Source organism: Amycolatopsis vastitatis (assembly GCF_002234595.1).
Classification (GTDB): domain Bacteria; phylum Actinomycetota; class Actinomycetes; order Mycobacteriales; family Pseudonocardiaceae; genus Amycolatopsis; species Amycolatopsis vastitatis.
Genome location: NZ_NMUL01000048.1, coordinates 1 through 13,910 on the forward strand (window position 1 = coordinate 1; position 13,910 = coordinate 13,910).

General features: G+C 70.7%; 13 protein-coding genes and 1 pseudogene. 4 read left to right on the top strand and 10 right to left on the bottom strand.

The genetic code is table 11. The features are described 5' to 3' along the window. Window positions 1-270, bottom strand: a pseudogene (locus tag CF165_RS38900) (hypothetical protein); the annotation flags it as partial. A 345-nt stretch (window positions 271-615) separates the two neighbouring features. Between CF165_RS38900 and CF165_RS38905 the strand changes: the two are divergent. The 3 genes from CF165_RS38905 to CF165_RS38915 are packed head-to-tail and all read left to right on the top strand — an operon-like array spanning window position 616 to window position 3,894. Further along, window positions 616-2,268, top strand: coding sequence for an AMP-binding protein (locus CF165_RS38905; protein ID WP_093952606.1), 1,653 nt, complete (start codon window positions 616-618; stop codon window positions 2,266-2,268). A 4-nt stretch (window positions 2,269-2,272) separates the two neighbouring features. Continuing rightward, on the top strand, window positions 2,273-3,253 hold the full coding sequence (locus CF165_RS38910; protein WP_093952607.1) for a phosphotriesterase family protein: 981 nt from the start codon (window positions 2,273-2,275) through the stop codon (window positions 3,251-3,253). Window positions 3,254-3,267: 14 nt separating this feature from the next. Continuing rightward, window positions 3,268-3,894 carry a TetR/AcrR family transcriptional regulator gene (locus CF165_RS38915; RefSeq protein WP_093952608.1) on the top strand — a complete coding sequence of 209 codons (627 nt, stop codon included), beginning with the start codon at window positions 3,268-3,270 and terminating at the stop codon, window positions 3,892-3,894. Here the strand turns inward: CF165_RS38915 and CF165_RS38920 are convergent. The 9 genes from CF165_RS38920 to ligA form a co-directional block, all read right to left on the bottom strand. Further along, entirely contained in the window at window positions 3,891-4,778 is an 888-nt protein-coding gene (locus tag CF165_RS38920) for an alpha/beta fold hydrolase (protein WP_093952609.1), read from the bottom strand. The genes CF165_RS38915 and CF165_RS38920 overlap by 4 nt on opposite strands. 360 nt (window positions 4,779-5,138) lie before the next feature. After that, a complete protein-coding gene (locus CF165_RS38925; protein ID WP_167441707.1) occupies window positions 5,139-6,233 on the bottom strand; it encodes an acyl-CoA dehydrogenase family protein in 1,095 nt (364 codons plus the stop codon). Then, entirely contained in the window at window positions 6,230-7,414 is a 1,185-nt protein-coding gene (locus tag CF165_RS38930) for an acyl-CoA dehydrogenase family protein (protein ID WP_093952610.1), read from the bottom strand. Before CF165_RS38930 ends, CF165_RS38925 begins: the two co-directional genes overlap by 4 nt. Next, complete coding sequence (locus CF165_RS38935; RefSeq protein WP_093952611.1) at window positions 7,411-8,634, bottom strand: acyl-CoA dehydrogenase family protein; 1,224 nt, start codon at window positions 8,632-8,634, stop codon at window positions 7,411-7,413. The genes CF165_RS38930 and CF165_RS38935 overlap by 4 nt, the downstream gene beginning before the upstream one ends. Then, a complete protein-coding gene (locus tag CF165_RS38940; RefSeq protein ID WP_093952612.1) occupies window positions 8,634-9,659 on the bottom strand; it encodes a phosphotransferase family protein in 1,026 nt (341 codons plus the stop codon). The genes CF165_RS38935 and CF165_RS38940 overlap by 1 nt, the downstream gene beginning before the upstream one ends. A gap of 89 nt (window positions 9,660-9,748) precedes the next feature. Continuing rightward, a complete protein-coding gene (locus CF165_RS38945; protein ID WP_093952613.1) occupies window positions 9,749-10,201 on the bottom strand; it encodes a MaoC family dehydratase in 453 nt (150 codons plus the stop codon). A gap of 5 nt (window positions 10,202-10,206) precedes the next feature. After that, on the bottom strand, window positions 10,207-10,968 hold the full coding sequence (gene fabG / locus CF165_RS38950; protein ID WP_093952614.1) for a 3-oxoacyl-ACP reductase FabG: 762 nt from the start codon (window positions 10,966-10,968) through the stop codon (window positions 10,207-10,209). Window positions 10,969-11,165: 197 nt separating this feature from the next. Continuing rightward, window positions 11,166-11,612, bottom strand: coding sequence for a hypothetical protein (locus CF165_RS38955; RefSeq protein WP_093952615.1), 447 nt, complete (start codon window positions 11,610-11,612; stop codon window positions 11,166-11,168). Window positions 11,613-11,719: 107 nt separating this feature from the next. Next, a complete protein-coding gene (gene ligA, locus CF165_RS38960; protein ID WP_093952616.1) occupies window positions 11,720-13,711 on the bottom strand; it encodes an NAD-dependent DNA ligase LigA in 1,992 nt (663 codons plus the stop codon). Between the two features lie 36 nt (window positions 13,712-13,747). Between ligA and CF165_RS52930 the strand changes: the two genes are divergently transcribed. Further along, the gene (locus CF165_RS52930) at window positions 13,748-13,882 is read left to right on the top strand and encodes a mycothiol transferase (protein WP_439098539.1); all 135 of its coding nucleotides are present in this window, start codon (window positions 13,748-13,750) and stop codon (window positions 13,880-13,882) included. The last annotated feature ends 28 nt before the right edge of the window (window positions 13,883-13,910 follow it).

Here is a 13,910-nt window from a genome sequence, read left to right on the forward strand (position 1 = left end):
GGCTTCGCCGATCTGGGTGTTCAGCAGGTCGAGGTTGCGCGTGACCTCCGCCTGGGCCTGGGCGGGGATGGCCGGGAGCTTGCTCGCCACGTCGGGGCAGGAGATCTGCCCGACCGCCGCCGCTTGGTTGTTGGACGCGGCGTTCGCGGCGCCGGGGTCACCGAAGGTCGTCGCGACCGCCAGTGCGCCGCCCGCGATCGCGAGGGCGAGCGCCCCGGTCGCGATCTTCGTCCGCCGGGACAGGCGGTGTCGTCCACCGGTAGCAGGCATGAATGACTCCGTTTTCGTGCGATGAGTTAGCGTGAACATGTGGGTACTCCGCCGCCTTCGGGGGGTGCGGCGAGGTTTTCGGATGGGGCGGTTCCTGTGGAATCGCCGACGTCATGGTGACCTCTGGACCAGCGGTTTGTCCAGTGTGATCCGGAAGGAAAAGAAAATCTGAACCAGTCCGAACCGGGGTACGTGTAACCGGGTGAAGGGTGTTGTCTGGCTGCATTGTTCGGTGCGCCGGAATTGTTTTCGCGCAATTCTTTCGCGCCGGCGGGACTTGACGTGCCCGGCGTGGCCTCCTAGCTTCGACATACCGACTGGTCGGTGTCCAAAGGAGGTCGCTGGATGAGCTGGTACGACGCGAAGCCCTGGCTCGCGAGCTACGACGAACGGGCGCGGGCCGCGGGACCGGCGAAGCCGACGACGCTGCCCGAGACGTTCCGCCGGGCCGCGGACCACGTCCCCGACCGGGCGGCGATCGCGTACTTCGACGCGCGGCTGAGCTACCGCGAGGTCGACGAGCTCTCCGACGGCTTCGCGCGGTACCTGGCGGCGCACGGCTTCGCCCGCGGCGACCGGCTCGCCCTGGTGCTGCAGAACATCCCCCAGTTCGTCATCGCCCTGCTGGGCGCGTGGAAGGCCGGCGGGATCGTGGTGCCGGTCAACCCGATGTACCGCGAACGCGAACTCACCCACGTGCTCACCGACGCCGGCGTCAAGGCGATCGTCTGCTCGCAGCGGGGCTGGAACGCCTACATCGCGGACACGGTGCGGGACAGCCCGGTCGGGATCGCGCTCACCACCAGCGAACTGGAGTTCCAGACCCGCGACGACGAACGCGTGCTGGGCAAGGTCGTCCGCGAAGAGACCCCGGGTGCCGTCGAACTGCTCGAAGCCGCGGCCACCCCGGGGCCGAAGCCGCCGGAGCCCGCCTTCGCGCTCGACGACACGGCGTTGATCAGCTACACCTCCGGCACGAGCGGCACACCGAAGGGTGCCACCAACACCCACGGCAACGTCGGCACCAACGCCGCCGGGCTCGGCGCCTTCAGCGGCCTGCCCGCGGGCTCGACCCTGTTCGGGCTCGCACCGCTGTTCCACATCACCGGCATGGTCTGCGAGGTCGGCTCGGCGATCGACATCGAGGGCACCCTGGCCCTCGCCTACCGCTTCGAACCCGGCGTGGTGCTCGACGCCTTCCTCGAGCACCAGCCGTCGTACACGGTCGGGCCGTCCACGGCCTACATGGCGCTGATGGCCCACCCGTCGTTCAGCCGTGCGCACTTCGCGTCGTTCGCGCTGCTCTACTCCGGCGGTGCCGCGCTGCCACCCGCCGTCGTCGAGGCGTTCCGCGCGAAGACCGGGCACTACATCCACAACGGCTACGGCCTCACCGAAACCACGGCCGGCTGCGTCGTCGTGCCGGGCACGCTGGAAGCCCCGATCGATCCGGGGTCCGGCACCATCTCGATCGGCCTGCCGGTCCCGGACACGATCGTCCGCATCCTCGGCGAGAACGGTGAAGAGCTGCCGCCCGGGCAGCCGGGGGAGATCGCCGTCGAGGGGCCGATGGTCGTCTCGGGCTACTGGAACCGCCCGGACGCCACCGCCGAAGCCCTGCCCGGCGGGCGGCTGCTCACCGGCGACATCGGGTTCATGGACGAACGCGGCTGGGTCTACGTCGTCGACCGCAAGAAGGACATGATCAACGCGTCCGGCTTCAAGGTGTGGCCGCGCGAAGTCGAAGACGTCCTGTACACGCACCCAGCGGTCCGCGAAGCCGCCGTCGTCGGGATCGCCGACGAGTACCGCGGCGAGACGGTCAAGGCCTATGTGAGTCCGGCGCCGGGCGCGAACGCAGACCCCGCCGAGCTGGTGGCCTGGTGCAAGGAACGGCTCGCCGCCTACAAGTACCCGCGCACCATCGAAGTCCTCGACGAGCTGCCGAAGACCACCAGCGGCAAGATCCTGCGCCGCGAACTGCGGGCCAGGGGGTAGCCCGGTGGTCGAGACGGTCCGTGGCGCGATCGCGCCGGAAGCGCTCGGCCGGGTGCTGATGCACGAGCACCTCTTCGTGCTGAGCCCCGAATTCGCCGCGAACTACCCGGAGCACGAAGGGTTCCGCGAGGAAGAGCACGTCCCCGAGGCGATCCGGCGGCTCCGGGAGCTCAAGGACGCCGGGATCGACACGATCGTCGACCCGACGGTGATCGGGCTCGGCCGCTACATCCCGCGCGTGCAGCGGGTCGCGGCCGAGGTCGACGTCAACATCGTCGTGGCGACCGGGCTGTACACCTACAACGACGTGCCGCATTACCTGCACTACCGCGGGCCCGGCACGCTGCTGCAGGGCGAAGACCCGCTCATCGGGATGTTCGTCGGGGACCTCCGCGAGGGCATCGCCGGCACCGGCGTCAAGGCGGGCCTGCTCAAATGTGCGACCGACGAACCGGGCGTGACACCCGGTGTCGAGCGCGTGCTGCGCGCGGTGGCGAAGGCACACGCCGAGACGGGAGCGCCGATCATGACGCACACGCACGCGGGTACGCGGCGCGGGCTGGAGCAGCAGGACATCTTCGCGTCCGAGGGCGTCGACCTGACCCGGGTGCTGATCGGCCACTCGGGCGACTCGGCGGACCTGGGCTATCTGCTGGAACTGGCCGACCGCGGCTCGCTGCTCGGCATGGACCGGTTCGGCCTCGACCTGCTGCTGCCGTTCGAGGAGCGGGTGAACACGGTCGCGGCGCTGTGCGAACGCGGCTACGCGGGCAGCATGGTGCTCTCGCACGACGCGTCCTGCTACATCGACTGGCTGCCCGCCGAGCAGCTGCCGTCACTCACGCCGAACTGGCACTACCTGCACATCACCCGGGACGTGCTGCCGGCGCTGCGGGAACGCGGGGTGTCCGAAACGGACATCACGACGATGCTCGTGGACAACCCGCGGCGGTTCCTGTCGTGGCGTTATCCTGATGCGTCCTGAGAGGGGGTCCTGCGGTGACTCGAGCAAGCACCCGCAAGCCGGGCGAGGCCACCGGCGACGACCAGGCCGCCGTGCCCCGGCGGCTGCTGGAACACGCCACGAAGCTGTTCGCCAAGAAGGGCTTCGACCGCACGTCCGTGCAGGAGATCGTCGAGGCGGCGGGCGTCACCAAGGGCGCGATGTACCACTACTTCGGCTCGAAGGACGACCTGCTCTACGAGATCTACGCGCGGGTCCTGCGCGAGCAGACCCGGCAGCTGGAGAGCGTCGCCTCGTCGGACGCCCCGCTGCGGGAACGCCTCGCCGCCGCCGCGTCCGACGTCGTCGTGTCCAGTATCGACAACCTCGACGACAACACGATCTTCCTGCAGTCGATGCACCAGCTGTCCCCGGACAAGCAGAAGGCGGTGCGCGCCGAGCGCCGCAAGTACCACGAGCGCTTCCGCGGCCTGATCGAAGAGGGCCAGGCCTCGGGCGAGTTCCGCACCGACAAGCCGGCCGACGTCGTCGTGGACTTCTTCTTCGGCTCGGTGCACCACCTGGGCTCGTGGTACCACCGGAGCGGCTCGCTGACGGCCCGCCAGATCGGCGACCACTACGCGGACCTGCTCCTGGACGCCCTTCGCCCGCCGGCGGGCTAGTGGCGCTCGAGGTGGTCGAGCAGCAGGGCGATCACCTCGTCCGGCGCTTCCATCGCCATCCACTGGCTCGCGCCCTCGATGATCTGGAACCGGTACTCCGCGTCGATGTGGTGGACGGTCAGCTCGGCGGCGCTCTGGCCGAGGTAGGGGTCTTCGCGGCCCCAGAGGTAGAGCGTCGGCACGGTGATCGGGCCGGCCGGGATGTGGAATGCGTCGTTCGTCGCGCCGCGGTACCAATTCAGCGTTGCGGTGAGCGCGCCCGGTTCGGAAAGGCGCGCGACGGCGCGTTCGACGAATGCGGCGGGAATCCGGCGGCTGTAAACAGTCCGTAATTGCGCGGCTTCGTCGCGTAAGAGGTATTTCTCGGCTTTGCCGACCGCGCGCCGGAAGAAGCGGATGTAGCCGAGGTCGTGGAACTGCCCGTCGTCGGTGGCCGTGGCGCACTGGAGTGCCGCCGGGTGCGGCGTGGAGAGCACGGTCAGCGAGCGCAGCCGCTCGGGGTGCGCGGCCGCGAGTGCCCAGGCCACCATGCCGCCCCAGTCGCGGGCGACGAGGTGGAACTTCTCCGCGCCCTGGCTGTCGGCGAAGGCGAGCGCGTCGCCGACCAGGAGGTCGAGGGAGTAGCGCTCGACGCCGTCCGGACGCGCGCCGGCGGCGTAACCCCGCTGGTCGACGGCCAGTGCCCGGTAGCCGGCCTCGCCGAGGGCGTGGAGCTGCTCGGTCCAGGCGTCGGCGAACTCGGGCCAGCCGTGCAGCAGGAGCACGAGCTCACCCGAGGCGGGCCCGGCCGCGAGCGCGCTGTGGTGGTGATCACCGACGGTGATGGTCAATTCTTCCAGCGTGCCGGGGAAACCGGCTTCCGTCGGCGCGACGGCTGATTCCATGGCGCACACGTTAGATCCGCGGGGCGGGGAGAACCATGGGGAGAAGGGCAGTTTTGCCACCCTTTTGCTCCCGCAGTGGCGTGGCTCACAGAATTTTCGCTCAGGTGAGCGAAAATGCGAAAAAACCTGAACAGTATTCATGAAATCGCCCGGATCCGGCGCGCGCGTACAGGTACGCGAGCGTAGCGGGACGCACACGGACGGCGTTCGGCGTACCGGAACGGTCGGCTCGCGTACCCGGACGGTCGGTTCGCGTACTCAGGCGGTCGGCTCGCCTGCCCGGGCGCGCCGCTGATGCCGCGAATGACTCATCGGGGGACGTGCGACGTCCCCGATGAGTCATTCGCGACAGCGCCGTGATCAAGCGGGCAAGTCGACCAGGTCCGCCAGCCGGGCCCGGTGCTTGCCCGGCGTACCCAGGGCGATCTCGTCCGCCTTGGCCCGCTTCAGGTACAGGTGCGCCGGGTGCTCCCACGTCATCCCGATGCCGCCGTGCAGCTGGACGGCCTCCTCCGTGGCCTTCACCGCGATCGGCGCGTTGCGGGCCTGGGCCACCGCCACCGCGATCGGCACGTCGGTGCCCGTGGCCAGCGCGTCCGCCGCGTTGCGGGCCGCCGCGCGGGCCAGGACCAGGTCCGTGTACAGGTTCGCCAGCCGGTGCTTGAGCGACTGGAACCCGCCCACCGGGCGGCCGAACTGGTACCGGCCCTTCAGGTAGCGCACCGTCTCCGTGAGCGCCCACTCGGCGACCCCGGTCTGCTCCGACGCCAGGATGCCCGCGCCGAACAGCAGCGCCTGCTCCAGCGCCGCGGCGGCTTCCGGGCCCGAGGCGACCAGCGTGGCCGGGGCGTCCGAAAACTGCACGTCGGCCACCCGGCGCGTCAGATCGAACGAAATCAGCTCCGACACCGCCGCGGCTGATGCCTCGACCACGTACAGGCCCGGGCCGTCGGGTCCCGCGGCCGGGACCACCAGCAGGTCGGCCACCGACGCGTCGGCGACCGTCCCCACCCGCCCGCTCAAAGTTCCGTCGGCGGAGGCCGTCACCGAGGACGGGAAACCCGCGCCCGGGGCCGTCGACAGCGGGACGGCCAGCGCACCGATCGCCTGCCCGGCCGCGAGCCGGCCGACGAATTCGCGCGCGCCCACGTGCACCAGTGCCGTCGTCGCCAGCACGACGCTGCCCAGGAACGGCACCGGTGCCACACTGCGGCCCAGCTCCTCGGCCACCACGGCCACCTCGCGGGCCGACGCGCCGTGCCCGCCCAGCTCCTCCGGCACCGCCAGCCCGGCGACGCCGACCTCGTCGGCCAGCGTGCGCCACAGCTTCAGGTCGTACGGCTCCGCCGTCTCCACACGGGCCAGCAGCGCTTCGGCCGAAGCCTTGTCCTTCAGCAGGTCCCGGACCGAAGCGCGCAGGTCTTCCTCGACGTCGGAATACAGCAGATCGGTCATCGGGGCAGGTCCTTCCAGGCGACGTCCTTGTCGACGCGCGGCTCCGAGGGCAGCCCCAGCACGCGCTCGGCGATGATGTTGCGCAGGACCTCCGAGGTGCCGCCCTCGATGGAGTTCCCCTTCGCGCGCAGATAGCGGTAGCCGGCCTCGCGGCCGGTGAAGTCGACGATCGCCGGGCGCCGGAACGTCCAGTCGTCGTAGGCCAGGCCCTCTTCGCCGAGCAGCTCGACCTCCAGGCCGGTGAGCGCCTGGTTGAGCTCCGAGAAGGCGACCTTCATGGCCGAGCCCTCCGGCCCGGGCGCCCCGACCGCCAGCTGCTGACGCAGCCGCGTGCCGGCCAGCCGGAGCGTTTCCGCCTCGACCCAGTGCCGGACGAGGCGGTCGCGCAGCTCCGGCGTGCGCAGCTCGGGCCGCTCGCGCCAGGTCTTCGCGACGATGCCGATCAGGCCGCCCTCGCGCGGCTGGACGTACCCGCCGATCGCGACGCGCTCGTTCATCAGCGTGGTCTGCGCGACCTTCCAGCCTTCGCCGACCGCGCCGAGGCGCTGGGTGTCCGGGATCCGGACGTCGGTCAGGAAGACCTCGTTGAACTCGGCCTCGCCGGTGATCTGGCGCAGCGGCCGCACCTCGACGCCCGGGGCGGTCATGTCGCACAGGAAGTACGTCATGCCCTGGTGCTTCGGCACGTCCGGGTCGGTGCGGGTGACCAGGATCGCCCACTGCGACTCGTGCGCCCCCGACGTCCAGACCTTCTGGCCGGTGACGATCCAGTCGTCGCCGTCGCGGACGGCGCGGGTGCCCAGCGCGGCGAGGTCGGAGCCGGCGCCCGGTTCGCTGAACAGCTGGCACCACACCTCCTCGCCGGTCCACAGTGGACGCAGGAAGCGCTCGCGCTGCTCCGGCGTGCCGAAGGCGAGGATGGTCGGCGCGGCCATGCCGAGGCCGATGCCGATCCGGCGCGGGTTGTTGTCCGGCGCTCCGGCCTCGGTGAACACGATGTCCACAACGGACTGCAACGCGCGCGGCGCGTTCTGCCCGCCGAGCCCGGCGGGGAAGTGGATCCAGGCGAGCCCGGCGTCGAACCGGGCCCGGAGGAACTCCAGGCGGTCGGTGGACGCAGGGTCGTGCGAGGCCAGGAACTCCGTCGCCTGGCGGGTCAGGTCTTCGGCGGTGACAGTCACTTCGCGCCCTCCGAGAGGTACTTCTTCAGTTCACGCCGGGCCAGCGAGCGTTTGTGGACCTCGTCCGGCCCGTCGGCCAGGCGCAGCGTGCGGTTCCCGGCCCACATGGCGGCCAGCGGGAAGTCCTGGCTGACGCCGCCCGCGCCGTGCACCTGCACGGCCTTGTCGAGGATCCACTCGACGGTGGCCGGGGTGGAGATCTTGATCGCCTGGATCTCGGTGTGCGCGCCCTGGTTGCCGACGGTGTCCATCAGCCAGGCGGTCTTGAGCACGAGCAGCCGCTGCTGCTCGATCTTGACGCGCGATTCGGCGATCCAGTCCTGGACGACGCCCTGCTGGGCGATCGGCTTGCCGAACGCTTCGCGCGAGATCGCGCGGCGGCACATGAGCTCCAGCGCCCGCTCGGCCATGCCGATGGCGCGCATGCAGTGGTGGATGCGGCCCGGGCCGAGCCGGGCCTGGGCGATGGCGAACCCGTCGCCCTCGCCGGCGATGAGGTTCTCGACCGGCACGCGGACGTCCTCGAAGAGCACCTCGGCGTGGCCGCCGTGGTCGCTGTCGTCGTAGCCGAAGACGTGCATGCCGCGCTTGACCGTGACGCCCGGGGCGTCGCGGGGGACGAGGATCATGCTCTGCTGCTTGTGCGGCGCGGCTTCGGGATCGGTCTTGCCCATGACGATGAAGATCTTGCACGCGGGGTTCATCGCCCCGGAGATGTACCACTTGCGGCCGTTGACGACGTACTCGTCGCCGTCGCGGCGGATGGCCGTCTCGATGTTGCGGGCGTCGGAGGAGGCGACGTCCGGCTCGGTCATCGCGAACGCCGAGCGGATCTCGCCGTTCAGCAACGGTTCCAGCCACTGCTTCTGCTGCTGCTCGTTGCCGAACATGGCCAGCACTTCCATGTTCCCGGTGTCCGGCGCCGCGCAGTTGAGCGCGGTCGGGGCGAGCCGGATGCTGCGGCCGGTGATCTCGGCCAGCGGTGCGTACTGCAGGTTCGTCAGGCCCGCGCCGTGGTCGCCGGGGAGGAAGAAGTTCCACAGGCCGCGCCTGCGGGCCTCGGCCTTGAGTTCCTCGACGACCGGCGGGATGGCCCACGGGTCGTCGCGTTCGGCGAGCTGCTGCTCGAACACCGGCTCGGCGGGGTAGACGTGCGAGTCCATGAACTCGAGGAGCTGCCCGCGCAGCTCCTCGGTCTTCTCGTCGAACGCGAAGTCCATTACTTCTCCTCTTTGAGAATCTCGTTGCCGTGCGCGATGAGCGGCGCGACGCCGGCCCCGACGCCTTCGAAGCCCGCCCCGACCGTCTGGCCCTTGCTGAAGCGGTAGTAGATGCCTTCGAGGATCACGGCCAGCTTGAAGAACGCGAAGCTGACGTACCAGTTCAGCTGCGAGACGTCCCGCCCGGAACGCTGGGCGTAGCGGGCGACGACCTCGTCGGTGCCCGGGTAGCCCGGTGCCGAGCTGGCGTTCGAGACGAACGGCAGCGACACCCGGTCGCGCTCGGCGTAGGCCACCAGCAGCGCGAGGTCGGTCAGCGGGTCGCCCAGCGTCGACATCTCCCAGTCGAGCACCGCCGAAATCTCGTCGTTTCCGTCGACCAGCACGTTGTCCAGGCGGTAGTCGCCGTGGATGACCGACGGCTTCCCGGACACCGGCACCGCCGCGGCGAGCCGGTCGTGCAGTTCCTCGATGCCCGGCAGGTCACGGCTGCGGGAGGCGTCCAGCTGCTTCTTCCACCGCCGCAGCTGCCGTTCCAGGAAGCCTTCCGGGCGGCCGAAATCGGCCAGCCCGACGGCGGCCGGGTCCACCGAGTGCAGGTCGACGAGCGTGTCGACCAGCGCGTCGGCCATCGCCCGGGTGCGGTCCGGGCCGAGCGCCGCGAGCTCGTCCGCGGTCCGGTAGGGCGTGCCCTCGACGAAGCTCATCACGTAGAACGGCGCCCCGACGACGTCGGTGTCCTCGCACAGCAGCAGCGCTTCGGGTACCGGCACGGCGGTGTCGCGCAGACCCGAGATCACCCGGAACTCGCGGGTCATGTCGTGCGCCGTGGGGAGAACGTGCCCGAGCGGCGGACGGCGCACCACCCAGCGCGACCGGCCGTCGCCCACCACGTAGGTGAGGTTCGACCGGCCGCCCTCCACGACGTCCGCGGTCAGCTCCCCGGCGACCAGGCCGGGCCGGTGCGCGTCCAGGTGGGCGCGCAGGCGGCCCAGGTCGAGACCCGGCGGGTCGGTGCGGCTCATCCAGCCTCCTCGCACTCTTTCAGGGGAGCATACCGACTAGTCGGTATGTCGTACAGCGGCCCGGCCGGAGATCACCCCGGCGGGGTCGTTCACGCCAGGAACCGGGTGACCCATTCGGCGACGCAAGCGGGCTTCGCCTCGCCGTCGATCTCGATCGTCCACTTCGACACCGCCTGCTTGCCGCCCGGGATGTCGGTGATCTCCACCAGCTCGGCCCCGGCGCGCACCTTCGAGCCGACCTTCACCGGCTGCGGGAAGCGGACCTTGTTGAGGCCGTAGTTGATGCCCATCTTGATGCCGTTGACCCGGTAGATCTTCGGGCCGAACGCCGACAGCAGCGACAGCGTCAGGAAGCCGTGGGCGATGGTGCCGCCGAACGGGCCCGCGGCCGCCATCGGCTCGTCGACGTGGATCCACTGGTGGTCGTCGGTGGCGTCGGCGAACTGGTTGACGCGGTCCTGGGTGACCTTCAGCCATTCGCTGTACCCGAGGTGCTCGCCCGCCGCGGCGGCGAACTCGTCGAGGTTCTGGAACTCCCGCATCGGCCTCAGTCCTTCGGTCCGCCGGCGACGTAGATGACCTGACCCGAGACGAACCCGGCACCCTCGCTGACCAGGTACGACGTCAGGTGGGCGATGTCGTCGGGCGTGCCGACGCGCTGGACCGGGATCTGCGACGCGGCCGCCGCCTTGAAGTCCTCGAAGCCCATGCCGAGCCGCTCGGCGGTCGCCGCGGTCATGTCGGTGGCGATGAAGCCCGGGGCGATCGCGTTGGCGGTGACGTTGAACTTGCCCAGCTCGATGGCGAGGGTCTTGGTGAAGCCCTGCATGCCGGCCTTGGCGGCGGCGTAGTTGACCTGGCCGCGGTTGCCGAGCGCCGATGTGCTCGACAGGTTGACGATCCGGCCGTACTTCTCCTGCGTCATGTACTTCTGCACCGCGCGGGTCATCAGGAACGAGCCCTTGAGGTGCACGTCGAGCACGGAGTCCCACTCCTGCTCGGTCATCTTGAAGATCAGGTTGTCGCGGGTGATGCCGGCGTTGTTGACCAGCACGACCGGCGGGCCGAGCTCGTCGGCGACGCGGGTGACGGCCGCCTCGACCTGCTCGGCGTCACTGACGTCCAGCGCGACACCGACGGCCTTGCCGCCCTTGGCGACGATCGCCGCGGCGCCCTGCTTGACGCCGGCCTCGTCCAGGTCCAGCAGCCCGACGGCGAAGCCGTCCTCGGCCAGCCGTGCCGCGACAGCGGCGCCGATGCCACGGCCGGCACCGGTGACCACGGCGACACGGGAAGGGGAATCGGTCACGGGGGACCTCCTCGTCGTTGAGAAGCGGGCTCGTGCCCGCGAGCCTACTAAGCGGTTGGTCACAGACGATACGGGCAGCGGCCCGGATTTCGCTGCCACCGTACGCAGGTTTCCGGCCTCCCGCCCTGGCCCGGCCCGTTTCCCGAGGAAGCCGGTACCTTGCGACACCGCCGGTGGCCAACGTCACACCGGCGGCGTCACCGCTCGCAGGGCCCGAAGTACAGGCACTCGATCAGCGCCCGCGGGTCGAGGCTCCGCGCGCGGGGCTCGAGGGTGTCGAGCAGCGGGGCGATCGGGTCGAGGTCGACATCGCCACCCGCGGTCAGGGAGAAGAACCGTTCGCCGGTGTCGTGTTCGGCGCAGCCGCTGCCGTGCAGGTTGCCGGCCGCGACGACGGTGAACACCTCGTCGCCGTCGTCGTCGAAGGTGAAGTAACTCTGCAACAGGACCGGCGTGGCGTCGGCGACCTCGTTGATGTGCTGCCCGCCGAAGGTGGCCGGATAGAGCCATCCGGCGTGGGGGTCGTCGGCGAACCAGGCCTCGCCGGGATCGCTGTCGCCCTCGAGCTGCCAGCCCCGCGCGGTGAGGAACTCGTGCACGCGGCGCTGACGGGCGAGCGCCAGGTCGGTCGGCGGCGTGGTCATCGTGCATCCCTTCGGACGAGGCGGGCTACCCGCGTCCAGTGTCGTCTCCTGTGCCGCGCCACGAACGGGTGACCCGCGTCCGGGAACCGAGACAGGGGACGGCGGTGCTAGACGATCCCGGCCGCGATCAGCTGCTGCCAGATCTCGCCCTGGTCGACGACCTCGACTCCGTGCTTTTCGGCCTTGGTCAGCTTGCTCGCCCCGACGTCGGCGCCGGTGATGAGCAGGTCGGTGCTCGCCGAAACCGACGACGCCGTGGTCGCGCCCGCCTTCTCGCAGAGCCGCTGGAAGGTCGGGCGGGCGACCTTCTCGCCGGAGCGCGGGTCGCTGATCGCGCCGGTGACCACCACCGTCTTGCCCGCCAGCGGCGCGCCGACCGCGACGACCGGCGGCAGGTCTTCCTCGCGCACGTCGAGGGAGACGCCGGCCTCGCGCAGGCGCTCGAGTTCCGGCCGCAACCGGGTGAGGTGCTCGATCAGCGAGGCGGCGACCTTCGGCCCGATGTCTTCCACGGCCACGAGCCCGTCCACGCCCGCGTCCGCGACGTCTTCCAGGGAGCCGAACCCGGCCCGGCACAGGCGGGCGGCCGTGCCTTCGGACGCCATCGGGATCGCCAGCCCGATCAGCGCCCGGCGCAGGCCGACCGACCGGCTCGCGTCGATCGACTCGATCATGCGGGTGGCCGACACTTCGCCGATGCGGTCGAACTCCAGCAGCCGTTCCCTGGTCAGCCGGTAGAAGTCCGACGGGTGCTCGAGAATCCCCGCCTCGGCCAGCCGTTCGATCCACACCCCGCCGATGGCGTCGATGTCGGCCGCCGCCCGCGAAGCCCAGTGGATCAGCCGCCGCACGGTCTGGGCCGGGCAGGAAACGTTGGTGCAGAACAGTTCCCGGCTGTTGCCCTGCTCGGTCAGCGGCTGCCCGCACGACGGGCACACCTCCGGCGGGACGATCTCCCGCTCGGCGCCGGTGCGTTTCGAGGCGTCCAGCACGCCGGCGACGAACGGGATCACGTCGCCGGCGCGGCGCACCAGGACGGTGTCGCCGATCTTGACGCCGCGGTCGCGGATCACCTTCTGGTTGGCCAGCGTCGCGCGGGTGACCGTCGTCCCGCCCACGAACACCGGTTCCAGCCAGGCGACCGGGGCGATCTTGCCGGTCTTGCCGACGTCCCAGACCACGTCGGCCAGCACGGTGGTCTTCTCCTCGGCGGCGAACTTGAACGCCAGCGCGCCGCGGGGCGAGCTCGACCGCGTCCCGGCGGCGGCGTAGGCGTCGCGGTCGGCCAGCCGCAGCACCGCGCCGTCGAGGTCGTAGTCCAGCTCGTTGCGCTGCCGCTCGATTTCGCCGATCACCTCCTGCGCCGACGCCGCGTCGGCGCAGCGCCGCATGTCGGCCGCGGTGAAGCCGAGCGTGTGCAGGGCGCTGCCGAGGTCGGTCTCGGCGCTGTCGGGTTCGGTGAAGAGGTCGAAGGCGAAGAACCGCAGCCGCCGTCCGGCGACGGTGGCGGGGTCCTTGGCCCGCAGTGTGCCCGCCGCCGCGTTGCGCGGGTTGATCAGCGGCTTGTCCGGGTGCGCAGTGTTGTAGGCGGCGAACGTGGAGCGCAGCATGACCGCCTCGCCGCGGACCTCGACGCGGCCCGGCGCGTCGACGCGCCCGGGGATCCCGTCGGTCAGCGCCCGCACGAGCGGCGTGACGTCGTCGCCGGTCGTGCCTGTCCCGCGGGTGGCCACCCAGGCCAGGCGGCCGTCTTCGTAGACGACGGCCAGCGAGAGGCCGTCGAGCTTCGGCATGACGACCACGGGCTGGCCGGGGAAGCGGTCGAAGAACGCCGCGACCTGCTCCGGCTCGGTCGCCTTCTCCAGCGAGAGCATCGGGCGGGAGTGCCGGATCGGCGCGTGCAGCACCGCGGGCGCGCCGACCTGGTCCAGGGGGTTCGGGTTGGGCGCCAGCTCCGTGTGCGCCTCGATCAGGCTCCGCAGCTCGTCCTCGATCGCGTCGTACTCCGCGTCGGCCACCAGCGGCGAACCCCGGTAGTAGGCGTCGCGCAGCGCCACGATGCGGTCGGCGAGCTCCTGGATGCGTTCCTGAACGTTCACACCAGGGACGTTACCGGGCACCACCGACAAAAGCGGTTGCCGCCGGAGCGATGGCGCGGCGGGCCGATTTCGCTGCGCGAGGCGCTGGTCGGGATGATCGAGGAGGACGCCCGCCACCTCGGGCACGCCGACCTCCTGCGGGAAAGGATCGACGGCCGCCTCGGCCGATGAAGACGGGCGTTCTGGAGGAACTCCAGGT

Coding starts and splice junctions, on each gene's coding strand:
- CF165_RS38940 (WP_093952612.1), bottom strand. CDS start 9,659: ATGAGCCGCACCGACCCGCCGGGTCTCGACCTGGGCCGCCTGCGCGCC.
- CF165_RS38955 (WP_093952615.1), bottom strand. CDS start 11,612: ATGACCACGCCGCCGACCGACCTGGCGCTCGCCCGTCAGCGCCGCGTG.
- CF165_RS38935 (WP_093952611.1), bottom strand. CDS start 8,634: ATGGACTTCGCGTTCGACGAGAAGACCGAGGAGCTGCGCGGGCAGCTC.
- CF165_RS38920 (WP_093952609.1), bottom strand. CDS start 4,778: ATGGAATCAGCCGTCGCGCCGACGGAAGCCGGTTTCCCCGGCACGCTG.
- CF165_RS38945 (WP_093952613.1), bottom strand. CDS start 10,201: ATGCGGGAGTTCCAGAACCTCGACGAGTTCGCCGCCGCGGCGGGCGAG.
- CF165_RS38905 (WP_093952606.1), top strand. CDS start 616: ATGAGCTGGTACGACGCGAAGCCCTGGCTCGCGAGCTACGACGAACGG.
- CF165_RS38925 (WP_167441707.1), bottom strand. CDS start 6,233: ATGACCGATCTGCTGTATTCCGACGTCGAGGAAGACCTGCGCGCTTCG.